This is a genomic window from Flavobacterium pedocola (genome assembly GCF_053764385.1).
Window position 1 is genome coordinate 1 of sequence record NZ_JBSNCR010000004.1, and the last position, 24,225, is coordinate 24,225.

Here is a 24,225-nt window from a genome sequence, read left to right on the forward strand (position 1 = left end):
CGGTAATGTTCCTGGCGAGTTAACCGGTTCCGGTTCTTTGGATGAATGTACCCAATACCGCGACTACCGTTTCAGTGTGACTGACGATTGTGGTAATTCAGCAGAACAAACCCTTCGTATTACCCGTCACTTTGACGAAACCAATCCAATTGTGGCAGATGTAGCGGATTATGATTTAGGCGGTTGTAACACAGCATGGCCAGAATCAGTATCCACTACCTTCACCGATAATTGTGGTGTCGAAGGACAAACCAGTGGCAATGTAGCCGGCGAGTTAACAGGTTCCGGTTCTTTGGATGAATGTACTCAATACCGTGACTACCGTTTCAGTGTGACTGACGATTGTGGTAATTCAGCAGAACAAACCCTTCGCATTACCCGTCACTTTGACGAAACCGCACCGGTATTTGACATTGATCCGGCCGATCAAACCGTTGACTGTGGTGTGACACCTGTTTTTGGTACGCCGCATGCAAATGATAATTGTGGTGAAACGCCGATTATTAATGATTTAGGCATCGTAGTGGTGGTTAATCCGGATGGTTCAGTGACTCATACGCAATCGTGGACAGCCACTGACGACTGTGGTAACGTATCTGCGGCAATAACTCAAGTGATTACAGTATTGGCTTGTAACGAAGGTTGTACATTAGGTTACTGGAAAAATCATACCGACAGATGGTGCCCATCCTATACTCCTGACATGTTGTTTGGTAGTGTGTTTGCAAATGCACCATCTAATCTTGCTAATTTGACTTTATTGCAAGCCTTGAATGCAAGAGGTGGAGGTATTTATAATCTAGCCCGTCAGGGAGTTGCTGCATTGTTGAATGCTTGTAGTGATGAAGTTAATTATCCGGCACCGTATCTAGATAATCCTCAAGCTGTGATAGATGCAGTTAATGCAGCGTTCTTAGCTGGAGGAAACGCACCTGGACAATTGGCAACACAATTGGATAATCTTAATAATTCAGGATGTCCGTTAGGTGGAACCAGTGCTAATCCAAATCAAGTTGCTGGTAACAATACGGCTAATTTCAAAGCTTATCCAAATCCATTCAAAGAATATATCACCGTTAAATACGAATTCGATTATAAATCTAAAGCAAGAATTGAAGTATTTGATGCGAAAGGTATGTTCTTAATGTCTTACGATGACCCTGATGCTTATTACAACAAAGAGGTGGTTATTCAACCAACATTCAATGCCGGTGAAGGACAGATGTTCTTTATCAAAGTGATCACCGACCATGGAGTAAGCACTCAAAAAGTGATTTCCAAAAAATAGATATCCTTAGTTTATTAAAAAAGGAAGAGGCTGATTAGTGATAATCAGCCTCTTCTTATTTATGATTTCAAAGAAAATTATTTTACCAATCCTCTTGAAATTACTATTCTCTGGATTTCTGAAGTTCCTTCGTAAATCTGGGTGATTTTTGAGTCACGCATCATTCTTTCAACATGGTATTCAGCAACATAACCGTTACCCCCGTGAATCTGAACGGCATCATTAGCAACTTCTAAAGCAATTTCAGAAGCATATAATTTAGCCATAGCTCCGGAATGTGCAATGTCTAATCCTTGATCTTTTTCAGAAGCTGCTTTGTGAATTAACAATCTTGCCGCTGTAGTTTTAACGTGCATATCCGCCAATTTGAAAGCAATCGCTTGGTGATTGAAAATTGGTTTTCCAAAAGCTACACGCTCTTGTGCATATTTTAATGCTAATTCATAAGAACCTTGAGCGATACCTAAAGCTTGAGAAGCAATTCCAATACGTCCACCATTTAACGTTGACATCGCGAAAGCAAAACCAAAACCATCAGCTCCGATTCTGTTTTCTTTAGGAACTTTTACATCGTTAAATAATAAAGTATGTGTATCAGAACCTCTGATTCCCATTTTCTTTTCTTTTGGACCAACTTCAAAACCTGGCATTCCTTTTTCAACAATAAGAACATTAATTCCTTTGTGACCTTTAGAAGCATCTGTTTGGGCAATCACTAAATATGTAGAAGCAGTTCCACCGTTCGTAATCCAGTTTTTAGTACCGTTTAGTAAATAATGATCACCCATGTCAATTGCAGTTGTTCTTTGTGAAGTAGCATCAGAACCTGCTTCAGGCTCAGACAAACAGAAAGCACCGATCACATCACCTTTGGCAAGTGGTGTTAAATATTTTACTTTTTGCTCTTCAGAACCGTATTTTTCTAAACCTGCACAAACTAATGAGTTGTTAACAGACATAATAACTGCAGCAGAAGCATCAATTTTAGCAATTTCTTCCATAGCCAAAACGTAAGAAACGCTATCAAGTCCTGCACCACCGTATTTCGGATCTACCATCATTCCCAGGAAACCAAGTTCGGCCATTTTTTTCACCTGCTCAGTTGGAAATGTGGAGTGCTCATCTCTTTCGATTACACCCGGTAATAATTCAGTCTGGGCAAAATCTCTGGCTGCCTGCTGAATCATTAAATGTTCTTCGGATAAGTTAAAGTTCATTGTTATATTGTTTTGTTTTGATTTTAAAAGTGCCCAAATATAGATATAATTCTCCTATTTTCAATTAGATTGCCTAATTTTATCCCATGCAGAAAACGAACTATAAGGTAATTGGGGTGATGTCCGGAACTTCGCTGGACGGGGTGGATTTGGCCCATATTCATTTTGCGGTGGATAAGGGCAAATGGCAGTTTCAGATATTTGAAAGTGAGACTGTTGCCTATTCCGATGCTTGGGTAAACCGACTGAAAAAAGCCGTGGATTTTTCCATGGAAGAACTTCTTCAGCTTAACGAAGAATATACAACATTGCTTGCCGTAATTATTCAGTCATTTATTCAGAAACATAAGTTGGAGAACTTGGATGCGGTTTGTTCACACGGGCATACGATTTTGCATCAGCCTCAAAACGGGTTTACGCTACAGATCGGGAATCTTCCGAAAATTGCCGGGTTGCTAAACGAAAGAGTCGTCTGTGATTTTCGTGTACAGGATGTAAAACTTGGCGGTCAAGGCGCACCATTAGTGCCGATTGGCGACCGGATTTTGTTTTCCGATTACGATTATTGTTTGAATCTGGGTGGCTTTTCCAATGTGTCTTTTGAAGAAAGCGGAAAGAGAATTGCCTTCGATATTTCGCCTGTGAATACCGTGTTGAATTTTTATGCCGATAAATTAGGATTGAAATATGACGATAAAGGTCAGATAGCCAAAAGCGGAAACATCTCCGAAGTGTTACTGGTAGAATTGAATGCCTTGGAATTTTACCAAAAGAACTATCCGAAATCCCTTGGTTTTGAATTTGTGAAAACCATTGTGCTGCCGATGATGGAAAGCCATTCGATTACAATTGAAGACAAACTCCGAACCTTTACCGAACATGTGGCGTTCCAGATTGCGAATGCCTTGCCGAAAAAATCAGGAAGTCTTTTGGTTACCGGCGGCGGCGCCTATAACGATTTCCTGGTGGAACAGATGCAAACCCAACTTCCAGACATGAAAATTGTAATCCCGGAAGCCAAAACCATAGAGTTCAAAGAAGCCTTGATTTTTGCCTTGCTCGGCGTGTTAAAACTTCGAAATGAGGTGAATGTGCTGGCGAGTGTTACCGGAGCGGCTGAAAATCACAGTTCAGGTGTTGTTTTTGACTTTAGTTCCTAATATAATCGGTGACGGTTTTTATCAGATCCTTGCTTTTTAAATCGTGTCCCAATCCTTCCGTAAGCAGCAATTGACTGTTTTGCCAGTGCTTGTTTAATCGGACGGAATACTCAAAACTTGTCGCTAAATCATTTTTATCATGTATGATTAAGGCAGGAATGGCAATGCTTTCGGCAAATTTGGCGCTGGAAAAATAGCTGGGTAATTTCCCTAATTGTTCCTGAAATTCCTCTATGATCAAATTCACGGATTTTGTTGTCAAGCCTAAAGTTTGTTTGTAAAAATCGAAAAAATCGGATGCTTCACCCGGCGCGCCCATAATCACGACTTTGTTAATAGTATGCTCTTTGTAGTGGTCTAAAAAATAAGTAGTCGCAAAACCACCAATCGAATGGCTTACAATAGAGGTAATCCCCGGGTTTTTGGCTAAAAAGGCATTGATCACTTTCGCATACAAAACCACATGAACCATCTTGCCGGAAGACAAACCATGAGCCGGTGCATCCAAGGCGTACACCGTAAAGTCGTTTTTAACCAGATGTTCAATATAGGCTTTCCAACGGAACGAATGGCTCGCCCAACCGTGAATCAAAAGTATTTTTTTGCTTCCATTGCCCCATTTATAGGTTTGGATATTGTAACCGTCAAGACTAAGACTGTCTGATAAGTCTTTTTGTAAAAATTCCAATTGATGCGGTTTCAGTTTTCGCGCAAACGGATTGCAAAAAAGTTGAAATCCTTTCTTTTTTAGCTTTTTTGGGTTTGCAAACGAGAGAAAATTGAAATAAAATCCTATGGTTTTCTCCAAAATTTTTTTAGAATTCATAATTTTTTTCTTTTTAAGATACCGTTCGGTATCAAATTATTTAAATTTTTTTAGAGCAGGATGTCTGAAACAATCCAGTTTTTTAAGTGGTTCACCACAATCTCGATATCGGTGTTTGAATTTTGCAGTTTGCTCATCATGACACCGCCCTCAAGGGTTGAAATCAGTACAGTAGCCACCAATTTTTCGTTTACTAAATTCCTGACTTGTTTGTGTGTTTTGCCATTGATGATGATTCTTTCCACAGAATCACGAAAAACGAATAAGGCCTGTTGTGCTTTTTGCTTCAATTCAAGGTTAGTGTCGTCAACTTCTACAGCAACATTCAGCAGCGGACAGCCGCCTTCAACAAATGGATTTGTGATGTAACTTTTGAATAAATCGAGTACACAAAACAGCTTGTCCCGGGTGTTGTTTTCTGCCTTTATTTTCTCGTTTAAAGTGATGAAAATAGCCTGCATCATCTTTTGGAAAGCTTCAATTTCGAGGCTCTCTTTGCTCTCAAAATGCCTGTAAATCGCACCTTTGGTTAAGCCTGTAGCCTCAGTGATATCGCTCAAAGACGTGGATTTATACCCTTTTGTGTTGAAAAGGGCAGTGGCTTCTTTGAGCACTTTTGCTTTTGTAAGTTCTGAGGATCGCATATGCAAAGATACCAATCGGTATCGAAATGGCAAAAAAAAATAAATTTTCTTTTTTACATTGTTTGAAACGAACTAGCTTTGCATATCAAAATTTCGTTTTTACAGATGAAATTGCATCAATTAATGTTTGCTTCTAAATAAAAAAATAAACAGTTCAGATATGAAAGATTTACTGAAAAAATTCGAAAATAAAGAACCTGAAGTAGTGTTCCATTGGAAAGATCCGGAAACGGATGCGGAAGGATGGACAGTAATCAACTCGTTACGCGGTGGTGCAGCCGGTGGTGGTACTCGTATGCGTAAAGGATTGGATATGAACGAAGTGCTTTCTTTGGCGAAAACCATGGAAGTGAAATTTTCAGTTTCAGGGCCTGCGATTGGCGGGGCGAAATCAGGAATCAATTTTGATCCGGCAGATCCCAGAAAGCAAGGCGTTTTACAGCGTTGGTATAAAGCGGTTTCCCCTTTATTGAAAAGTTACTACGGAACCGGAGGCGATTTAAACGTAGATGAAATTCACGAAGTTATCCCGATGACGGAAGAATGTGGGGTTTGGCATCCGCAGGAAGGTGTTTTCAACGGGCATTTCAAACCAACGGAAGCTGATAAAATCAACCGTATCGGACAATTGCGTCAAGGGGTTGTGAAAGTAATCGAAAATACTTCTTTTTCACCGGACATCAACAGAAAATATACTGTAGCGGATATGATAACCGGTTATGGTGTGGCACAGGCAGTTCGTCATTTTTATGCTATTTACGGCGGAAACGTTCAGGGCAAAAAAGCGATTGTTCAAGGTTTCGGAAATGTAGGTTCGGCAGCTGCTTTCTATTTAGCGGAAATGGGAGCGAAAGTTGTGGGGATCATCGACAGAGACGGTGGTGTGATCAACGAAAACGGTTTCTCTTTTGAAGAAATCAGAACCTTGTTCTTAAATAAAAACGGTAATACGTTGGTAGCGGAAACCATGATTCCTTTTGCAGAAATCAATGAGAAAATCTGGTCTATCGGTGCTGAGATTTTTGCTCCGTGTGCGGCGTCAAGATTGGTAACTAAAGCGCAGGTGGACAGTATGGTAGCGGCAGGATTGGAAGTAATTTCGTGTGGGGCTAATGTTCCGTTTGCAGACAAAGAAATTTTCTTCGGACCGATTATGGAAGAGGTGGATTCTAAAGTGAGTTTGGTTCCGGACTTTATTTCCAACTGTGGTATGGCTCGTGTTTTTGCCTACTTCATGGAGAAGAAAGTAGCGATGACCGATGAGGCAATCTTTAACGATACTTCAGACATTATCAAAAATGCAATCCAGAAAACTTATGATGTAAGTTCTGACAAGAAAAACATCAGCGCAAGAGCTTTTGAAATTGCCTTAAAACAATTGGTATAATTCTTGTATATTTAGCTCTGTAGAACATAACAAAAAAAGCGTATTTTCGTTATTATTGTTTGAGTAAGAGTTAGAATATGGAACAGTTTGATATATCAGCAGCAGAAAAAAGAAAATCATTCCTGATTACGGTAGTGATTTACGCCTTTTTACTGCTGCTTTTGTTTTTTATCCGATTTTGGCCTCCAACCAATCCGGAAACCTTAGCCATGTTAGGTGGCGGAGGTGGCGGAGGTGGTGTGACCATCAACTTCGGAGACAGTGATGTAGGGATGGGGGATAATTTCCAGAGCGAAGTGCTGAATGTGAAGAACGACGTAAAGCAAGTGGTTGCGGCTTCGGCACAGGAAGAAGATATTATTTCCAGCGACACACCGGAAGACAATGCGGTGGTAATTCCAAAAAATCCAAACCCGGTGAAAACCAAACCGGTAGTGAAAACCGATCCGAAACCTGTTGAGGTTAAAAAGCCAACCGTATCTAAAAACACCAGTGATATCATGGCGAATATCATGAACGGTTCCAAAAAAGGTGGTGATGGTGACGACAACCAAGCCGGAAACAAAGGGAAATCCAACGGAGATATAAATTCCAACGGGTATTACGGAAACGGAGGCTCCGGCGGAGGCTCCGGTGGTGGAAATGGTCCTGGAAACGGTACGGGAACAGGCCCTGGAAGCGGAAGTGGCTCCGGTGGAGGTAATGGAAGCGGAAACGGTCCGGGTAATGGTGCAGGTTATTTTCTAGGTAACAGAAAAGCATTGTCCAAGCCAAAACCTAATAGTGATTGTAGCAATGAAACAGGTAATGTTGTTGTGGAAATTACAGTTGATAAAGACGGAAACGCAATTAGTGCGGTTGCGGGTGTTAAAGGGACAACCATTACGGCGAAATGTTTGAGAGATCAGGCTAAAAATGCAGCATTGAATACTAAATGGCAACCAAGCCCCGATGCCCGTGATAAACAGGTGGGTAGGATTGTTTACAGTTTTGGATTGAATTAACAGAATAGAGAATGGATAAAAGAAAAAGCCGACTTATAAAGTCGGCTTTTTTGTTTTTTAAGGTTTCTAATCAATCGTAATTTAGTTTGATATAGTCTATTGTCTTTTTCGGAATTAATTAAGAGCGGATAGATCGTAAACTATAACTTTGCCGGACATGTCGCCATTTTCATCGTTATGGGGAAATCCTATTGCTATTGTTTTACCGTCAGAAGAAATATCGATACACCAGCCGGTTGAGTTATTAGCCATTGGCGTAGATTCTATCCCGTCAGCATCTGTGATAGTTGTAAGCTCTTTCCAGCTATCGGGTGTTTTTTTAAAGACTTTAACATATCCTGGTTTTTTAAAGCCTAAGTAGGGTAAGCTTAGTGTTAGAATTGTTCCGTCATCGGATATGGCTATGGAATGGCCAAAGAAAGCGTTCTGCTTTTCAGGCTTAAGTGTGAAATTTGCATTTGTCCATTTTTCATTGTGCATCTCATAGGTTTCCACATACCCGGCAGTATTATTTAAGAAATCAATGCTTGAAGAACTTGCGATGATAGTTTTTCCGTTATTTGAAGCCACTACGTTTTTTCCTAAGTAAGCACCTTGTAGACTCCCGTTGAATTTGGGTTCTGTTTTTACCCAATTATTGCCTGTCAGTTTATAGATTGTGATTCCTCCTGTGTTTTTTAAATTCTTCGAATTGGCATAGGGATCTCCTACTGCAATACAATTACCATTTGAAAAAAGGGAAATTGATTCTCCAAAACCTTTCTTGGATAGTGCATCTTCGTTAGGCATAATTGTATTTCCTTCCTGTACCCATTTCTGGTCTTCCGACTTGAATATTTTTACGCAGTTGCTGTATATTTTCTGACTGTAATAAGATACGGCAAGTTTTTTCACGTCCTCGGTAACGCTGATGGTTTCTATCTGATCAAATTCGTTTTCTAAAATGATTTGTTCGTTTGTTCTTTTCCAGTCAGTTCCGTCAAAAGCATAAAAATTAATGGTTCTGAAAGGAGCACCGACGATAAGTTTTGATCCGTCGGCTGACAGTTCCATTATGGCGCCATATTCAAAATCCCTTTTGTCCGGATAAACGGCATTGCCCATTTGGGTCCATTTGTTGTTCGTGAATTTATAAATGGCAATTCTTCCGTTTTTATCCGAAAATTCACTGTTGAAAGGAGCGGCTACTGCTAAAATGCTGCCGTCTTTGGATAGTTTTACATTGCGGCCAAACTGTTCTTTTGTAGTTTTTCCTATAAGTATTTCACCTTTTGCTTTTTGGGCGAATAAAGGGTTGGAAAACGAAAGTATAAGTAAAAAATAACTGAATAGTATGAGTTTGCTGTTTGTTGTTTTCACTTGTAACTTATTTTGATGGATGTTTAGTAAGGATTTTTAATAGGCAAATGTAAGTTTGAGACTTTAAACTTACAAGTTAATTTTTGCAACAATTGGGGTTTTATTACTTTCTTATTCTCGGGGAAATGTGTCTGCTTAACTCCAATGTTCTGGCTCTGGTTGGAGCGGCATCCTTTTATAAAAAAAGCCATTCAGGCGAATGGCTTTTTTTATAAAAGATTGCTGCGCCAGTTCGCTTCGCTCGTGTGAGCGGAAGACAGGTTCCCGGCTCCTTGTTGTTGCTAATTAGCTGCGCTGGTGGCAATCACGAATTTCAGGTTGTTTTTTACCCCAATCTGCAATACGTCTACCAAATCCTGTACCTGTAAGTTGTACGGTATGCGGACTACCACAGCTTGCTCTTTATTGTCACCGATTTTGGTCAGTAATTCTTTTTCCAATTGGTCAAAAGGCACTTCCTGCTTGTCCAGGAAAAAACGTTTTTCTTCCGTTACGGAAAGGCTGATCAGCTGTTTGTTGGTCTTTTCGTTATTTTTCGATTTGGGAAGCGTCATTTTAATCACATTCGGATTCGCCAAAGTCGAGATAATCAAAAAGAACAACAAGAGGAAGAACATGATGTCGCTAAGCGAACTCGTGGCTACTTCCGCGTGAAAGCGTTTATTTCGTTTTATCGGCATTTGGTCTCTGAATTATGTTAACGAATTCCAATACGTGTCTTTGCATGTTCAGTGAGTAATTATCGATCATACTGTTGTACAAGTGGTATCCCGAATACGCAATAATCCCTACGATAAGTCCGGCTCCACTACTAATCATTTTTTCGTATAAACCTCCGGAGATGTTACCGATACTGATGTTTTCCGTAACTGAAATGCTGTAGAAGATCTTAATTACCCCGGAAATCGTTCCGATGAACCCAAGCGTGGGCGCGATACCAGCAATAAGTCCCAGAACCCCCAGTTTTCTTTCCATTTCCCCGATTTCAATATTGGCCATTTTCTCCATATTCGATTCGATTTCGGAAATCGGTCTTCCGATGGTTTGGATACCTTCTTTGATTACGATTGCTGAAGCTGCACCGTCGCGTTCTGCTGCTGAAATGGCCATTTCGATGTTTCCGGAATTCAAATGCGTACGGATGTCTTTCATCAAATGCGGATCGGTTTTAGTGGCTTTTTTGATGTATAGGAAACGTTCTATGATCACATAAATCGTATAGAACAATAAAATGGCAATCGGGATTAAGAAGATTCCCCCTTTTAAGATGAATTCCAATACGGAGATTTCGTTGTCTTTGATTACACCTTCTACCACGGTTCCTGCGGCTTGCGCGATAGAATCATTCTGTACTTGTAAAAAAAATCCAGTCATAAATATTCTGATGATTGCTATAATTTATTTTAAAAATAATCCCAATTTTGCAATAAAGATAAATTTCTATACCCTAATAAACTAAAAAAAAGTTTATTTATTTTACGGGTTACGATTTTAACAGCAAATAGCGTTCCAAAATGACTTATCCCGAAACTTTGCAGTGGATGTTTGCCCAATTGCCCATGTATCAGCATCAGGGTGCCTCAGCCTATAAAAAAGACTTGACTAACACAGTTTTACTGGCAAAACATTTAGGAAATCCGGAGCGGAACGTCAAATGTGTACATGTGGCCGGAACTAATGGCAAGGGGTCAACGTCTTCGATGATTGCGTCAGTTTTGCAGGAGACGGGTTATAAAGTGGGATTGTATACTTCACCGCATTTAAAGGACTTTCGTGAGCGTATCAAAATCAACGGGGCAATGATGCCGGAAGCTTTCGTGGTGGATTTTATAGCGGCTAACAAATCGTTTTTTGAAGCAAACCAGTTGAGTTTTTTTGAGATGACAGTTGGTTTGGCTTTTGAGTATTTCAATAAAGAAAATGTCGACGTAGCAGTAATTGAAGTGGGAATGGGTGGCCGACTGGATTCCACGAACATTATTACGCCTTTGGTTTCTGTTATTACCAATATCGGTTTTGATCATACTCAGTTTTTAGGTAATACATTGGAGGCGATTGCCGGAGAAAAAGCAGGAATCATAAAGCCGAATGTTCCGGTAGTCATTGGTGAATATAACGATCAAACAAAGCCTGTTTTTGTTACTAAAGCAAGGGAGTGTAATTCAGAGATTTATTTTGCGTCTGATTTGATTGAGGTTGACTACCCGGGCGGTTTGTTAGGTGATTACCAGGTGCATAATAAGAAAACCGTGGTGCAAACCGTTGAACTGCTCAAGCAACATTTCGATATAACGGAAGCGCACTTGAAAAAGGGCCTGCTGCATGTTGTTGAAAATACCGGATTGTTAGGTCGTTGGCAGCAAATTAACACCAATCCGAAAGTGATTTGTGATACAGCGCACAACAGTCATGGCTTGAAAATTGTGTTGAGTCAGATTCAGAAGGAGAAATTTGAACAGTTGCGCTTTGTTTTAGGGGTCGTAAATGATAAAGATTTGGACGATATTCTGCCTTTGTTTCCAAAAAATGCCAAGTATTATTTCTGTAAACCGAATGTTCCGCGTGGTCTTGATGAAAAAATAGTACAGCAAAAAGCTGCGGAATTTGGTTTGGTTGGGGAAGTATGTGATTCTGTTTCAGAAGCTTATCGGTTAGCCTTGAAGGATTCTGCAGCAAATGATTTTATTTATATAGGCGGAAGTACGTTTGTTGTGGCAGAAATTGTGTAAAATAATTTTGCAGAAGTAAAAAATACCGCTATATTTGCACTCGCAATACGGGAAAAGCCGGTTGCATGATAAAAGGGCGATTAGCTCAGCTGGTTCAGAGCACCTCGTTTACACCGAGGGGGTCGGGGGTTCGAACCCCTCATCGCCCACCACTTTTATCAAGACATACTGATAATAGAAGAATTATCGGGCGATTAGCTCAGCTGGTTCAGAGCACCTCGTTTACACCGAGGGGGTCGGGGGTTCGAACCCCTCATCGCCCACAGAATTGAAACCTCATACTAAAGTGTGAGGTTTTTTGTTTTTATAATATTGTTTAAGTTGGTTTGAGCATCCCGATTTATCGGGAGGGTCGGGGGTTCGAACCCCTTTCCGTACTCGGAACAAGCAATCGCCCACAAAAAAACTCCTTAAGCAATTAAGGAGTTTTTTATGTCTTTTTTTGAGGTTTATATTGTAAGGAATGATTGGTTCATATTGTTCTTAATATCGCTTTTTTTTGAGGTGTTTTATTTCGTGTAATTCTCTTCCATTTCTTTTAAAGCATCTATAATACTTTGGGTGCGCGCATATTCTTTAGCTTTCTGTTTCTTTCCTAAATAGAAATAAGCAAACAGCATCCAGCCACTGTATGCAACCAAAGTGATTGTTTTGGCAAGTGCAGACATCGGTGCTATTACTTCAATAAAATAGAATGCAAATGCCAGGTTGAGAAGTAGGAAGTAGGCCAGTGCAACTTTAGTGCCTACAAACTGCTGGAATTTGTAAAACTTTTCTAAAACTGTGATGTTTTTTGAAGGGGAATCGGTTACGTTGATGCGTTTTAACCAAATCATTTGGTAGATACGAATCAGTGTGAAGCCAAAAACACAAAGAAACATCAGGGCAATTCCGATAAAAGTCGTAATCATCTTAAAGTCCACAGCGCTTACTACCCAAGCCACACCTACTAAAGAAGCGATCAGTGTTAAAATCTGAAACAGCATTTTGTTGGCAAACTGTTGTTTTTCTTTTTTGGCTTTCGCTATGATCAGGGAAACATCGGGAAGTGTGCTTGGCTTCTGTTGTTTCCAAAGGTCCTGTAATTTGTCAAAGTCCTTCATATTTTGCGTAAATGGTGCTTAATTGTTGTTTGATGCGATGGATTTTTACCCGAAGATTGCCTTCTGAAATCGAGGTGATTTCCGCTATTTCCGGATAAGGGACTTCTTCCAGTAAAAGTGTGATGATAAGACGATCGGCTTCAGAAAGTTCGCTGATACACTTATACAAGAGCTGGATTTGTTGTTCTTTTTCATCGGTTTCTTCTTCTCTTTTAATGATGGCCTTGTTCAGATCCACCTTGTTTTTGGATTTGTCGGACCGTAAATACTGTAAGCAGGTATTCATGGCAATCCTGTAAATCCAGGTACTTAGCTGAGCTTCTCCACGGAACTGGTCATAATGCTGCCAGACTTTGATGAAAACCTCTTGCAGTAAGTCGTCGGCGAGCATGGTGTCTCCTGTATATCCCAAACACAAGCGATGTATTTTAGCGGAGTAGGCCGAGTAGAGCTCTTTGAATTGGTTTTCCTGTTGATGGTTTAGTGTCACAAGTAATGTTGATTTTTTTATTTGGAATGTAGAAAAGTGTCGATTTCGGTGTAAAACCATTCCGGCTGGTCGTACATGATGAAATGTTTCGCATCGGCTACTTTTATGGTTTTGTTTTTCAATTCGGCGTATTGTAAGGTGTATTCTTTTTCGCTCGCTTCTTTGGTGGTCCATTTGCTGGCCAGTACTAAGATAGGGGATTTTATTTTACCGATTTCTTTTCTTAAATCGGTAGTTGCCATTTCAACAATGGTGCTGCCTAGGGTAGTGCGGTCGCTTTTGTAGCTCCATTCAGCTATTTGTTTGGCACGGATGGAATCGGATACCTGATACAGCATCGCTTTGGTCATGTTTTTCACATAGCCTTCGCTGGGAATGGATTTGAAGTTGTTGATGACCGCTTCTTTGTTGTATTGGGGTTGTGTTTTTAATTCTTCAGCTTTAGCATCCGGTTTTCCAACTGCGGAAACAAACGGTAAACCATCCACACAGATGCTTTTCCGAACAAATCCGGCTCGGTGCTTTGTAGCCACAGCGTCATGAAAGCGCCTAAACTGTGGCCGATCAGTATTGGTTTTTGTATTTTATTGTTCTTTACGTATGCGATGATTTCATTGCGGACGGTTTTTAGGATTTCGTCATTTTGAATCGGCTTAGCTTCTCCAAAACCTGCTAAAGTAAGTACATGTAATTGGTATTCGTTTTTAAGGTGTGAAACCGTTTCGTTCCAGACTTCACCGCTGCAGGAGTAGCCAGGGATCAGGATGACAGGTTTTCCTTTTCCGATAACTTTGACTTCAAAAGAAGGATGTTGTTGAGCGAATACATTAAGGGCGGCTAAGGCAACCAATAAAGAGAGAATCAATTTTTTCATAGTATGTTTTTTTGGTTTTTTACTTGAATTTCTCTTTTGATGCAGCGAAGCGGCTATTGTTACAAATAAAAGTTCATTTTTTTAAATTAAATAAAAAAAGCCGCTGTTTATGCGGCTTTTCAGATTATAAAATATCTAAGGTTCGTTCCAGGGCCATACCTCTGGATCCCTTGATAAGAATGGTTTTGTTTTTTGGTTTGTTGTCTTTGAAGGTTTGTGAAAAACTCTCAAAAGATTCATGAAAACGGAAGTGGTTCTGTGTTGTTTTGTTGGCAAAAAAATCTTTTCCGACAAAATGGGTTTCAATTTCGGAGTGATCAAGAAGTAATTCAATTACTTTTTTGTGTTCCTCCAGGCTTTCTTTTCCCAATTCGAACATATCGCCAAGTATGGCTATCTTGTTGAGCCCGTCTAATTGAATGAAATTGGCAATAGCGGCTGCCATGCTGCTCGGATTGGCATTATAGGCATCCAGAATGATTTGATTATCGTTCTTCTCGGTCAATTGAGAGCGGTTGTTGGAAGGGATGTAGTTTTCAATGGCGTCTTTGATATCAGTATCCGAAACATTAAAATATTTCCCGATTGTTATAGCGGCATTGATGTTGTTAGCATTGTAAATCCCGATAAGATGGGAGTTTATTTCCAGCTTGTTGAAGCCTATTTTTACCATCGGATTGGCGGATGCTGTATCAATAACGGTGTCTGCTTTTTGGCTTTGTGAAAAAGTGACACGGGTAATCGCTGTTGTTTTGTCTTTTTGGATCGAATCGTCCAGGTTGACAAAAGCTGTTTTGTGATGTGCTTCCAGGTATTGGTAGAGTTCACTTTTACCTTTGATTACACCTTCAATACCTCCGAAACCTTCCAAATGTGCTTTTCCGAAGTTGGTGATATAACCATAATCCGGTTGTGCGATTTTGCAAAGCATTTCAATTTCTTTCTGATGATTGGCGCCCATTTCCACAATACCAATATCGGTGTTTTCATCAAACGACAAAAGGGTGAGGGGGACTCCAATATGGTTGTTGAGGTTACCGATGGTGGCTTTTGTGTTGTATTTTTTAGCAAGTACCGTATTGATAAGTTCCTTAGTAGTGGTTTTTCCATTGCTGCCGGTTAAGGCGATGATGGGTAAGCCTAATTCCTGACGGTGAAAACTCGCCAGATCCTGTAAAGCAATTAAGCTGTCGGAAACCAATATCATTTTGTCTTCATCGGTGAAGAATTTTTTGTTGTCGATAACGGCAAACGAAGCCCCTTTGTTAAGTGCTTCCTGTGCAAATTCATTCGCGTCAAAGTTATCGCCTTTTAAGGAAAAAAATAATGAACCGGGACCTATTTTACGGGTGTCGGTGGAAATGGTCTTGCATTGTAAAAAGCATTCGTATAATTCTTCGATTCTCATTTTGAAAAGCGTATATAAAAATAAAAGCCCTAAAATAGGGCTTTTATTGTATAGTATGAAAATTTATTTATTAACCTCTTGGTTTTTTCTTGTTGTCTTTCGGACCTACTTTAGACATTGCGCAACGGAAACCGATGTAGTCTGTTGCCATATCTTGTGGGTAGTATCTTCTTGATGCAGGATCCAACCAGTATGCTCTGTCTCTCCAAGAACCACCTTTGTAAACTCTTGAATCGTCGTTTACTAAAGTTGTACGTTTAGAAGATTTGTCATATTGTCTTTTCATTACACCTAAACTGTCAACAGAAATCTGGTGTTTAGGAGAATCGTACATTCTTTTTGCGTCAGTTCCTTTTTGCTCTCCAGCTCCTTCTTCTTCTTCAGAACTTGCGAATTTGAAGTAACGAGTAGATTGTTTGTCACCATCTCTGTAGTTTCTGTTATCAGAAGTAGAGAAGTTGTATCTTAAGTACGTTTCGTTTTCGTCAACTGGAACCTGAGCGATTTGTCCAGGGAAGTTTCTTGCTAAAACTTTACCGTTACTTAATGTGTCGTATTTAACGTTTTCAGCAGTAACCATTTCAACTTTACCGTCTTCACCGATTTTGTTTTTCATGTATACGTTACCACGGAAGTAGTTGAAGTCATTCGCCTCATCGTCAACCATTGGACGATAAACGTCTTGTACCCACTCAGCTACGTTACCAGCCATGTCGTATAGACCAAAATCATTTGGAGGGTAAGATTTAACTTTGTTAGTGATATCAGCACCGTCATCAGACCATCCTGCGATACCGCCGTAATCTCCTTTACCTTGTTTGAAGTTAGCCAATTGGTCACCTCTTAACTGACGTTTTCCAGAACGGGTGTATTGACCTTTCCAAGGGTATTTTTTCTTACCTCTATAGATGTTGTATTCACGGATTCCGTTCAAAGCTGTTGCAGCATATTCCCACTCAGCTTCTGTTGGAAGTCTGTACTCCGGTAAAATGATACCTGAAGATCTTTGAGCGAACACGTTTTTAGGCTCGATAGTTTTACCGTCTTTTGTGGTTTGAGGTTTTGCATTTTTACCTTTTGCACCTTTTTTGCCTCTGAAAACGATTTCCTCGTTACCACCACGTGCAGTAGAAGGACTAGCTAAATAAGCTTCAGTACTGAAAGTGTTTGTAGCGTCAACTTCGTTAACTTTCGCGTCTTTTTTCAAGTATTGCTCTCTTTCTAAGATAGCCTCATTCACACGGTCAGTTCTCCATTTGCTGAATTCAGTTGCCTGGATCCAGTTAACACCTACTACAGGATAGTGTCCGTAAGCCGGGTGTCTTAAATAGTTGTTGGTCATCGTTTCGTTGTAACCTAAACGATTTCTCCATACTAACGTGTCAGGTAATGCACCTGTATAAATGTTTTTGTAATTCTCATCATCTGGTGGGAATACTGTTTTTAACCAGAACAAGTACTCAGCGTACATCATGTTGGTTACTTCAGTTTCATCCATGTAGAAAGACTGAACGTGTTGTTGGTTTGGAGAGTTGTTCCAATCGTGCATCACATCATCTTCCACTTTACCCATTGTAAAGGTACCACCTTCAATGGCAACCATTCCAGGAGGAGTTTCTTGTTTTTTAAACTTGTCGTTGTATTGGAAACCACCTTTCTTGTCGTTGATTTTCCAACCTGTAGCCTGAGAACCTCCTTTAGACGACCCTTTTTTGCTACAACTAGCAAATGAAATTGTAAGCGCTAATGCCGCCAACATCTGTAAAGTCAAAATTCTTCTAATTTTCATACTTTCAGTAGGTAATAAATTTAGTGCCGCAATATAGTAATTAACCGTTAAACTGCAACAACTTTTTTTCAAATTATTAAAAAAAATATAAAATAATGTTAATGTCATCAGTTATAACGGATTCAGCCGAGATATATTGTATAAAATTAGCGAATGCGAAAAATATTTTTTCTATTTGTAATAAGTTTATATAAATAACGTTTAATACTGAATGAGAAACGCATTACTTTTTGTTCTCCTTTTGAATGTTTTTTTCTGTTTTTCACAGCAAAAAGAAACTGTAACCGTGCAATGGAGCGAGGCGTCGTCTTTTTATGTCGATAGCATTCCTTTTGTTATTCCTAAGTTTCAGCGGGAAAGTATTGATTTTAATTCTGCGGAAAGAACGCTTATTTTCAGGAAGAAGTTTCAGGTGTCCGGTATTGTTGATGAAAAGAGTCTTAAAATTGAAAATATTGTTTTCGAAGAAATGACCAAAACGGATTTAAAGGATTTGTCTTTTGAAAACCTGCCAAACTCTGTTAATGCGGTACTTGCTAATCATATAGCCCGTGACGTTGTGTCCGGGGTGCTGTCGTTTTCTCCGGTTATTAAGCAAGGAAATGTCGTGCGAAGAGTAAAGAAACTTGATTTTTCTTTTTCTGTTAAAACATCAGGAAGTGCTTTGAACCGCAACGCCCAATCCATAACGAGTTCCGTTTTGGCCAGTGGGGACTGGTACCGTTTCTCTGTTGAAAAATCCGGTATCTATAAGGTAACCAAATCTTTTTTACAACAATTGGGCATGGATACAAATGTAAATCCACGCCGTTTGAAAATTTACGGGAACGGCGGACGAATGGTGCCGTTAAGCAATCAGCTTTATTATCCTATGGATTTGGAGGAAAATGCCATAAAAGTAATTGGTGAAGAGGATGCTGTTTTTAACGACAGTGATTATATTCTTTTTTATGCTGAAGGGGTTGATGTCTGGAACGAGGAGAGTTTGACAAGTGTTAATTTATACGATACAAAATCCTATTATTATGTTACTGTTGCCGGAGGGGACGGAAAGCGAATCGCGGTAAACCCACAACCGTCTGCAGCGCCGGATTTTACGTTTTCTACTTTCGACGACTATCAGTATTATGAAGTCGATAAAAACAATTCCGGGAAATTAAGCAGAAAATGGGTGGGTGAGAATTTCAATTTTCAGAACATCCAGACTTTTGACTTCAATTTTCCGAATCTGGTAACCACTGCGCCGTTGCAACTCAGGATAAATGCCGTATCGGCAGCCTTTGTTTCTTCCTCTTTTAAAGTAAAAGCAAATAATCAGGAGATTGGGACTATTCCTTTTGGGGTATTGCCGGCATCTGCTGATTTTACAGGATTTGAGAATTTGATGGTAACCCAGTTTACCGCATCGACGCCTGCTGTGAGCATACAAATGGAATATAATAACGGAGGAGCGCCTTCCTCTAATGGATTTCTGGATTACATCTCGCTTGTAGCTAAAAGAAACCTTCAGGGGTATGGGAAACAGTTTTTGTTCCGAAATGATTTAGCAGGTTCTAATGTAGGGGTGGGGCAGTATCAGCTGGCAAATGCTTCCGGGATTTCAGAGATTTGGGATGTGACGGATCTGTATAATGTGACTAAATATGAAAATTCCGCTCAGGCTTCGTTTTCTTTTAAAGCGAATTTAGGGGAAGTCAGAAAATATGTGGCCTTGGATTTGGCAGATGTCTATTCGCCTTCCGGCGGGTCTGATGCCCGTGTGGCCAACCAGAATATAAAAGGTACTTTGTTTGCCGACAATTCAGGGGCTTTTCAGAATGTTGATTATCTTATCGTAACACCTAAATCCCTGAGAGTACAAGCGGAAAAACTGGCGGATTTTCACCGAAACTATTCGCAGCTTACCGTAAAAGTAGTTGAGTTGGAGCAGATTTATCAGGAGTTCTCTTCCGGGAAACAGGATATCGGGGCGATCCGGAACCTTGTAAAATACATGTACAATCAGGACGATCCAAGGGTTACAAGACGGATAAGGTTTGTGAACCTTTTTGGAGATGCTTCTTATGATTATAAAAACAGAATATTCGGTAATACCAATATTGTTCCGGTATTCCATATGCTGCACCGGTATACAACGCCTTCACCGGTCGGGTATGCAACTAATTTTTCCCAGTTGATGGCTTTTATGTCGGATGATTTTTACGGGCTGATGAATACTAATGAAGGCAGCGTGAGTTCTACGGAAGGGATTGATGTGGCTGTAGGGCGAATGTTGGTAAGTTCTGTTTCACAGGCGGAGGCTATGGTGAACAAAGTTGTGGAGTATCATGCAGAGGCTTCCTACGGCAGATGGCGAAACAGTTGTCTGTTTGTTTCGGATGATGTGGACAGGTCTTCTGACGGAACCCTTCAGGAGGATTTGGACGCTATTGCGGAAGATGTGAAAACGCGTAAGTCGTTTATCAATGTAAAAAAAATCCATTCCGACTCTTATATGCAGATGACCTCGGCCGGAGGTAACCGATACCCTAAAGCAAAAGAGGATTTGTTAAACGAATTCGCTCAGGGCAATCTTGTCGTAAATTATTTTGGTCATGGTGGCGAGGATGGTTTGGCACAGGAACGTCTTTTTGAAAAGCTAGATGCACAAAACCTTACGAATCGTTACCGTTACCCTTTGTTTGTGACTATAACCTGTGAATTTACACGTTTTGACAACCCTCAGCGACCTGCTGGAGGAGAATATATGTATTGGAATACTGCCGGAGGAGCGATTTCTTTAGTGGCGACTACAAGGGAAATCAGCCAGTCTACCGGTAAAAATATGAATGATAGGTTAGCTGAGACGTTATTTCCGGATGGAGATGTTTATCCTACGATAGCCGAAGCTTTAATGCAGGCAAAAAATATGGTTTTGTCTTCAGATATCAGAGTAGTTTTCAGCATTGGTGATCCGGCGCTGAAACTTGCCATTCCGAAGCCGAAAGTCCGTCTGACCAAAGTGAATGACGTACCAATCACTCAACCGGTTGATACATTGAAGGCTTTAAGCTATGTGAAACTTTCGGGAGAAGTTGTGGATGAATCCAATAACCTGATCTCGAATTACAACGGGGATTTGGCAGTTCAGATTTTTGATAAGCCGCTTCAGCGTTCTACACTTGGTAATGATGGGGTTATGAACGGGACGCAGCTGTGGGTTATGAATTTCAGTACTTTAGGAGAGACCATTTTCAGAGGAAATGCTTCCGTGAACAACGGATTGTTTGAATTTGGGTTTGTGGTGCCTCGCGATATTCGTATTCCGGTCGGGAACGGAAGGGTTAGTTTTTATGCTAAAAACGGTTCGCCGCTTGAAAACCAGGCAGGTTACGATGAAACCATAAAAGTGGGCGATATCAATACCAATGCCGTTGCGGACAATCAGCCCCCAAAAATCCGTTTGTACATGAACGATGAAACTTTTGTTTCGGGTGGAATCACTAATGCTTCACCTTTTCTGTTGGCTTTTCTGGAAGATGAAAACGGTATCAATACGGCCAGCGGAATTGGTCACGATATAGTGGCGATTTTGGATGGAAACGAAACCACGCCTTATATTTTAAATGATTATTACGAGACCGAACCAAACGATTATACCAAAGGAAAGTTGCGTTTTCCTTTTCATAACCTGGCCAAAGGGCTTCACACCTTAACACTGAAATGTTGGGATGTTTACAACAATTTTGCTACGGCTGAAATTCAGTTTATAGTAGCGGATGACGGCGGGGTTACGTTATCGAATGTGCTGAATTATCCGAATCCGTTTGTGAGTTATACCGAATTCTGGTTTTCGCACAACAAGCCTTATGAGCCTTTGGATGTTCAGGTGCAGGTGTTGACCATTAGTGGGAAATTGGTCAAAACCATTAACCAGTCGGTTACTACTGAAGGGTTTATGTCCCGTGATATTAAATGGGACGGAAGGGATGATTTCGGAGACAGAATCGGTAAAGGGGTGTACGTTTACAAATTAACGGTTCGTTCGTCAATAACGGGGAAAACCTCCGAAAAGATTGAGAAACTTGTAATACTTTAAGAAAATAGTATATTTGTCAAATTAATTTTTACAATAAAAATGAAAAAAATTGCAATTGTAGCTCTTTTTTTATCTGTGGTTCAGTCGATTACGGCTCAAGATAGAGCAATCACAACAGGAGTGCCTTTTCTGTTAATTTCCGCTGATGCCCGTGCCGCCGGTATGGCAGATATGGGGGTGGCCAGTACTGCTGATGTTTTTTCTCAACAATATAACCCTGCTAAATACGCTTTTTCACCCTATAAGCATGGTTTTTCGGTGAGTTATACACCATATTTAACGAGTATTGCCAATGATATTTCCTTAGGTCAGGTAACGTATTACAATCGTTTTAATGAGCGTAGTGCTTTTGCGGGAAGTTTGCGTTATTTCGGTCTTGGTGACATTGAGTTAAGAGATACCGGAGATCCTGCAGAGGTTCCGAGAACGGTTAGTCCAAACGAATTTGCTTTGGATGTGTCCTATTCCTTAAAATTAAGCGAGTTGTTTTCCATGGGTGTGGCGGGGCGTTATATCCGTTCCAACCTGAAAGTAGGTACGGATAATGTGGATGCTTCTGCGGCAAATTCGTTTGCGGTTGATGTGGCAGGTTACTTTCAGTCGGAAGAATTTGCTATGAGTGATTTTAATGCGAGATACCGTTTAGGTTTCAATTTACAGAATATGGGGCCGAAAATTTCCTATGACGGAGATGTGGAGCGTAGTTCGAACTTTTTACCGGCCAATTTAAAATTAGGAGGTAGCTTTGATTTTATCTTAGATGAATACAATAAAGTTACTGCTATTGCCGAAGTAAATAAATTAATGGTGCCAACCCCACAGAAAATCGAAGATAAAAACGGTGACGGAACCATTGATTCAACTGATTTTGCCATTGCAAATGATGAGTACCGAAAAATAGGATGGGTTTCCGGGATGTTTCAGTCTTTTGGTGATGCACCGGACGGATTTGGTGAAGAGTTGAAAGAGTTTACCTGGGCTTTAGGAGCAGAATACTGGTATCAGGATTCCTTTGCTTTCAGAGCCGGTTACTTTAATGAAAGTGTTGAAAAAGGAGCAAGAAAATTTGCGACTATCGGAGCCGGATTCAAGTACAATGTTGTGAAAGTCGATGTTTCCTATTTGTTCTCTACTTCAAAAGTGAGAAATCCGTTGGAAAACACTTTGCGATTCTCGTTAACGTTTAACTTCGGTGATTCGTACGATGATTTATAGGAAAAAATAAAAGTAAATAAACGATCCAAATTCGCCATGAATTTGGATTTTTTGTCTCTAATAATTTGATTACATGAAGAACATTAGTATTACATCAACTTTTTCGGTTTTTGATTCTCAGGAAGAGCTTTCGCCGGATGTTAAAAGTTTGATGGAACAGGCGGTTGAAATCAGAAAGAAAGCCTATGCGCCCTATTCCAAATTTAGAGTGGGGGCAGCCATTTTATTGGACAACGGAAAAGTGGTTGTCGGTTCCAATCAGGAAAATGCGGCTTATCCGTCCGGGCTTTGTGCGGAACGTGTGGCGATATTTCAGGCCGGAGCTATTTATCCGGATGCTAAAATTTTGAAAATCGCGATTTCGGCAACGGCAGATGCCAAAGAAATGTCCGATCCTATTCCGCCTTGCGGAGCCTGCAGGCAGTCCATTGCGGAGTACGAATTTCGTCAGGACGGCCCAATCGAAATCTATTTTATGGGAGCGGTCGGTAAAATTTACAAATCGGATTCGCTGAAGGATTTGTTGCCTTTAAGTTTTGATAAAAACTTTTTGTGATATTTTTAAAATCCTGATTTTTAATTTTCACTTCTAAGATTGAAGTGTTACTTTTGCATTTCGCAAAATTGTGTAATTATAGCTTAAAAGCGCAAAGATGAAACCAATTACAAAAGAAGTTTACCTGAAATGGTACGAGGACATGCAGTTCTGGAGAAAATTCGAAGACAAACTGGCTGCATTGTATATTCAACAGAAAGTTAGAGGATTTCTACATTTATATAACGGACAGGAAGCAGTGTTGGCAGGAGCTTTACACGCGATGGACTTGTCCAAAGACAAAATGATTACCGCTTACCGTAACCACGTTCAGCCGATCGGAATGGGAACAGACCCAAAAAGAGTAATGGCGGAATTATTAGGTAAAGTAACCGGTACGTCAAAAGGTATGGGAGGTTCCATGCACATTTTCGACAAAGAACACGGTTTTTACGGTGGTCACGGAATTGTTGGGGCACAAATCCCGGTTGGAGCAGGTATTGCTTTTGCAGACAAATATTTCAATACAGGTGGCGTAACCTTAACCTATTTTGGTGACGGCGCGGCACGTCAGGGGTCTTTACATGAGGCTTTCAACATGGCGATGTTGTGGAAACTTCCTGTGGTTTTCATCGTGGAAAACAACGGTTATGCGATGGGAACTTCTGTGGAAAGAACGGCAAACCATACCGATATCTGGAAATTAGGTTTAGGATACGAAATGCCTTGCGGGCCTGTTGATGCAATGAACCCGATTAAAGTGGCGGAAGCGATGCACGAAGCCATCGAAAGAGCACGTCGAGGAGACGGACCAACTTTCCTTGAAATGAAAACGTACCGTTACAGAGGGCACTCCATGTCTGATGCACAACATTACAGAACTAAAGAAGAGGTGGACGAGTACAGAAAAATCGATCCGATCACTCAGGTTTTAGATATTATCAAAGAAAACAAATACGCAACCGATGCGGAAATCGAAACGATCGATCAACGCGTGAGAGACTTGGTGGACGAGTGCGAAAAATTCGCTGAAGAATCACCATATCCGGAATTGAATCAGTTGTATGATGTTGTGTACGAAGAGCCTAATTATCCATTTTTACCACATAAATTATAATC

Annotated in this window: 21 protein-coding genes and 2 tRNA genes; 11 read left to right on the forward strand and 12 right to left on the reverse strand. The window is 40.4% G+C overall.

Annotation, left to right across the window (positions count from 1 at the left end; genetic code table 11):
* Nucleotides 1–1,288, forward strand: a 1,288-nt coding sequence (locus ACWPKD_RS09860) for a T9SS type A sorting domain-containing protein (protein ID WP_455412524.1), incomplete at its 5' end; no start/stop codon positions are given.
* Between the two features lie 77 nt (nucleotides 1,289–1,365).
* On the opposite strand, the gene ACWPKD_RS09865 is transcribed toward ACWPKD_RS09860, so the two are convergent.
* On the reverse strand, nucleotides 1,366–2,505 hold the full coding sequence (locus tag ACWPKD_RS09865; RefSeq protein ID WP_455412525.1) for an acyl-CoA dehydrogenase: 1,140 nt from the start codon (nucleotides 2,503–2,505) through the stop codon (nucleotides 1,366–1,368).
* An 86-nt stretch (nucleotides 2,506–2,591) separates the two neighbouring features.
* On the opposite strand from ACWPKD_RS09865, the gene ACWPKD_RS09870 reads away from it, so the two are divergent.
* Nucleotides 2,592–3,665 (forward strand): anhydro-N-acetylmuramic acid kinase, encoded by a 1,074-nt coding sequence (locus ACWPKD_RS09870; RefSeq protein WP_455412526.1) that lies wholly within the window; start codon nucleotides 2,592–2,594, stop codon nucleotides 3,663–3,665.
* Here ACWPKD_RS09870 and ACWPKD_RS09875 read toward each other — a convergent pair.
* Complete coding sequence (locus ACWPKD_RS09875) at nucleotides 3,655–4,491, reverse strand: alpha/beta hydrolase (RefSeq protein ID WP_455412527.1); 837 nt, start codon at nucleotides 4,489–4,491, stop codon at nucleotides 3,655–3,657. The two genes, ACWPKD_RS09870 and ACWPKD_RS09875, sit on opposite strands and share 11 nt — an antisense overlap.
* 50 nt (nucleotides 4,492–4,541) lie before the next feature.
* Nucleotides 4,542–5,105: a TetR/AcrR family transcriptional regulator gene (locus tag ACWPKD_RS09880; protein WP_455412528.1), complete on the reverse strand. Its 564-nt coding sequence runs from the start codon at nucleotides 5,103–5,105 to the stop codon at nucleotides 4,542–4,544.
* A gap of 190 nt (nucleotides 5,106–5,295) precedes the next feature.
* Between ACWPKD_RS09880 and ACWPKD_RS09885 the strand changes: the two genes are divergently transcribed.
* Nucleotides 5,296–6,522, forward strand: coding sequence for a Glu/Leu/Phe/Val dehydrogenase dimerization domain-containing protein (locus ACWPKD_RS09885; RefSeq protein ID WP_455412529.1), 1,227 nt, complete (start codon nucleotides 5,296–5,298; stop codon nucleotides 6,520–6,522).
* A gap of 77 nt (nucleotides 6,523–6,599) precedes the next feature.
* Nucleotides 6,600–7,526, forward strand: coding sequence for an energy transducer TonB (locus ACWPKD_RS09890; protein WP_455412530.1), 927 nt, complete (start codon nucleotides 6,600–6,602; stop codon nucleotides 7,524–7,526).
* A 114-nt stretch (nucleotides 7,527–7,640) separates the two neighbouring features.
* On the opposite strand, the gene ACWPKD_RS09895 is transcribed toward ACWPKD_RS09890, so the two are convergent.
* The 3 genes from ACWPKD_RS09895 to ACWPKD_RS09905 form a co-directional block, all read right to left on the reverse strand.
* Nucleotides 7,641–8,885, reverse strand: a complete 1,245-nt coding sequence (locus ACWPKD_RS09895; protein ID WP_455412531.1) for a hypothetical protein — start codon at nucleotides 8,883–8,885, stop codon at nucleotides 7,641–7,643.
* Nucleotides 8,886–9,166: 281 nt separating this feature from the next.
* Entirely contained in the window at nucleotides 9,167–9,565 is a 399-nt protein-coding gene (locus tag ACWPKD_RS09900; RefSeq protein WP_455412532.1) for an ExbD/TolR family protein, read from the reverse strand.
* A complete protein-coding gene (locus tag ACWPKD_RS09905) occupies nucleotides 9,546–10,259 on the reverse strand; it encodes a MotA/TolQ/ExbB proton channel family protein (protein ID WP_455412533.1) in 714 nt (237 codons plus the stop codon). The genes ACWPKD_RS09900 and ACWPKD_RS09905 overlap by 20 nt, the downstream gene beginning before the upstream one ends.
* A gap of 140 nt (nucleotides 10,260–10,399) precedes the next feature.
* On the opposite strand from ACWPKD_RS09905, the gene ACWPKD_RS09910 reads away from it, so the two are divergent.
* From ACWPKD_RS09910 to ACWPKD_RS09920, 3 genes are all read left to right on the forward strand, one after another.
* Nucleotides 10,400–11,614, forward strand: a complete 1,215-nt coding sequence (locus ACWPKD_RS09910; protein WP_455412534.1) for a bifunctional folylpolyglutamate synthase/dihydrofolate synthase — start codon at nucleotides 10,400–10,402, stop codon at nucleotides 11,612–11,614.
* Between the two features lie 74 nt (nucleotides 11,615–11,688).
* Nucleotides 11,689–11,766 (forward strand) — tRNA-Val (locus ACWPKD_RS09915).
* A 36-nt stretch (nucleotides 11,767–11,802) separates the two neighbouring features.
* Nucleotides 11,803–11,877, forward strand: a tRNA-Val gene (locus ACWPKD_RS09920).
* 246 nt (nucleotides 11,878–12,123) lie between these two features.
* Here ACWPKD_RS09920 and ACWPKD_RS09925 read toward each other — a convergent pair.
* The 6 genes from ACWPKD_RS09925 to gldJ all read right to left on the reverse strand — a co-directional run bounded on the left by ACWPKD_RS09925 (nucleotide 12,124) and on the right by gldJ (nucleotide 17,278).
* Entirely contained in the window at nucleotides 12,124–12,717 is a 594-nt protein-coding gene (locus ACWPKD_RS09925) for a hypothetical protein (protein WP_455412535.1), read from the reverse strand.
* Nucleotides 12,704–13,207: an RNA polymerase sigma factor gene (locus tag ACWPKD_RS09930; RefSeq protein ID WP_455412536.1), complete on the reverse strand. Its 504-nt coding sequence runs from the start codon at nucleotides 13,205–13,207 to the stop codon at nucleotides 12,704–12,706. Before ACWPKD_RS09930 ends, ACWPKD_RS09925 begins: the two co-directional genes overlap by 14 nt.
* A gap of 17 nt (nucleotides 13,208–13,224) precedes the next feature.
* Entirely contained in the window at nucleotides 13,225–13,695 is a 471-nt protein-coding gene (locus ACWPKD_RS09935; RefSeq protein WP_455412537.1) for an alpha/beta fold hydrolase, read from the reverse strand.
* Entirely contained in the window at nucleotides 13,635–14,081 is a 447-nt protein-coding gene (locus tag ACWPKD_RS09940) for an alpha/beta fold hydrolase (RefSeq protein ID WP_455412538.1), read from the reverse strand. Before ACWPKD_RS09940 ends, ACWPKD_RS09935 begins: the two co-directional genes overlap by 61 nt.
* 124 nt (nucleotides 14,082–14,205) lie before the next feature.
* Nucleotides 14,206–15,489 carry a UDP-N-acetylmuramoyl-tripeptide--D-alanyl-D-alanine ligase gene (locus ACWPKD_RS09945; protein ID WP_455412539.1) on the reverse strand — a complete coding sequence of 428 codons (1,284 nt, stop codon included), beginning with the start codon at nucleotides 15,487–15,489 and terminating at the stop codon, nucleotides 14,206–14,208.
* 70 nt (nucleotides 15,490–15,559) lie between these two features.
* Nucleotides 15,560–17,278: a gliding motility lipoprotein GldJ gene (gene gldJ, locus ACWPKD_RS09950; RefSeq protein ID WP_455412540.1), complete on the reverse strand. Its 1,719-nt coding sequence runs from the start codon at nucleotides 17,276–17,278 to the stop codon at nucleotides 15,560–15,562.
* Between the two features lie 211 nt (nucleotides 17,279–17,489).
* On the opposite strand from gldJ, the gene porU reads away from it, so the two are divergent.
* The 4 genes from porU to pdhA all read left to right on the forward strand — a co-directional run bounded on the left by porU (nucleotide 17,490) and on the right by pdhA (nucleotide 24,223).
* Entirely contained in the window at nucleotides 17,490–21,356 is a 3,867-nt protein-coding gene (gene porU, locus ACWPKD_RS09955) for a type IX secretion system sortase PorU (RefSeq protein ID WP_455412541.1), read from the forward strand.
* A gap of 39 nt (nucleotides 21,357–21,395) precedes the next feature.
* Nucleotides 21,396–22,571 (forward strand): type IX secretion system outer membrane channel protein PorV, encoded by a 1,176-nt coding sequence (gene porV / locus ACWPKD_RS09960; RefSeq protein ID WP_455412542.1) that lies wholly within the window; start codon nucleotides 21,396–21,398, stop codon nucleotides 22,569–22,571.
* A gap of 73 nt (nucleotides 22,572–22,644) precedes the next feature.
* The gene (cdd, locus tag ACWPKD_RS09965) at nucleotides 22,645–23,127 is read left to right on the forward strand and encodes a cytidine deaminase (protein ID WP_455412543.1); all 483 of its coding nucleotides are present in this window, start codon (nucleotides 22,645–22,647) and stop codon (nucleotides 23,125–23,127) included.
* 97 nt (nucleotides 23,128–23,224) lie between these two features.
* On the forward strand, nucleotides 23,225–24,223 hold the full coding sequence (pdhA, locus tag ACWPKD_RS09970; RefSeq protein WP_455412544.1) for a pyruvate dehydrogenase (acetyl-transferring) E1 component subunit alpha: 999 nt from the start codon (nucleotides 23,225–23,227) through the stop codon (nucleotides 24,221–24,223).
* The last annotated feature ends 2 nt before the right edge of the window (nucleotides 24,224–24,225 follow it).

Coding starts and splice junctions, on each gene's coding strand:
- ACWPKD_RS09865 (WP_455412525.1), bottom strand. CDS start 2,505: ATGAACTTTAACTTATCCGAAGAACATTTAATGATTCAGCAGGCAGCC.
- ACWPKD_RS09870 (WP_455412526.1), top strand. CDS start 2,592: ATGCAGAAAACGAACTATAAGGTAATTGGGGTGATGTCCGGAACTTCG.
- ACWPKD_RS09875 (WP_455412527.1), bottom strand. CDS start 4,491: ATGAATTCTAAAAAAATTTTGGAGAAAACCATAGGATTTTATTTCAAT.
- ACWPKD_RS09885 (WP_455412529.1), top strand. CDS start 5,296: ATGAAAGATTTACTGAAAAAATTCGAAAATAAAGAACCTGAAGTAGTG.
- ACWPKD_RS09890 (WP_455412530.1), top strand. CDS start 6,600: ATGGAACAGTTTGATATATCAGCAGCAGAAAAAAGAAAATCATTCCTG.
- ACWPKD_RS09900 (WP_455412532.1), bottom strand. CDS start 9,565: ATGCCGATAAAACGAAATAAACGCTTTCACGCGGAAGTAGCCACGAGT.
- ACWPKD_RS09905 (WP_455412533.1), bottom strand. CDS start 10,259: ATGACTGGATTTTTTTTACAAGTACAGAATGATTCTATCGCGCAAGCC.
- ACWPKD_RS09910 (WP_455412534.1), top strand. CDS start 10,400: ATGACTTATCCCGAAACTTTGCAGTGGATGTTTGCCCAATTGCCCATG.
- ACWPKD_RS09925 (WP_455412535.1), bottom strand. CDS start 12,717: ATGAAGGACTTTGACAAATTACAGGACCTTTGGAAACAACAGAAGCCA.
- ACWPKD_RS09940 (WP_455412538.1), bottom strand. CDS start 14,081: ATGAAAAAATTGATTCTCTCTTTATTGGTTGCCTTAGCCGCCCTTAAT.
- ACWPKD_RS09945 (WP_455412539.1), bottom strand. CDS start 15,489: ATGAGAATCGAAGAATTATACGAATGCTTTTTACAATGCAAGACCATT.
- gldJ (WP_455412540.1), bottom strand. CDS start 17,278: ATGAAAATTAGAAGAATTTTGACTTTACAGATGTTGGCGGCATTAGCG.
- porU (WP_455412541.1), top strand. CDS start 17,490: ATGAGAAACGCATTACTTTTTGTTCTCCTTTTGAATGTTTTTTTCTGT.
- porV (WP_455412542.1), top strand. CDS start 21,396: ATGAAAAAAATTGCAATTGTAGCTCTTTTTTTATCTGTGGTTCAGTCG.
- cdd (WP_455412543.1), top strand. CDS start 22,645: ATGAAGAACATTAGTATTACATCAACTTTTTCGGTTTTTGATTCTCAG.
- pdhA (WP_455412544.1), top strand. CDS start 23,225: ATGAAACCAATTACAAAAGAAGTTTACCTGAAATGGTACGAGGACATG.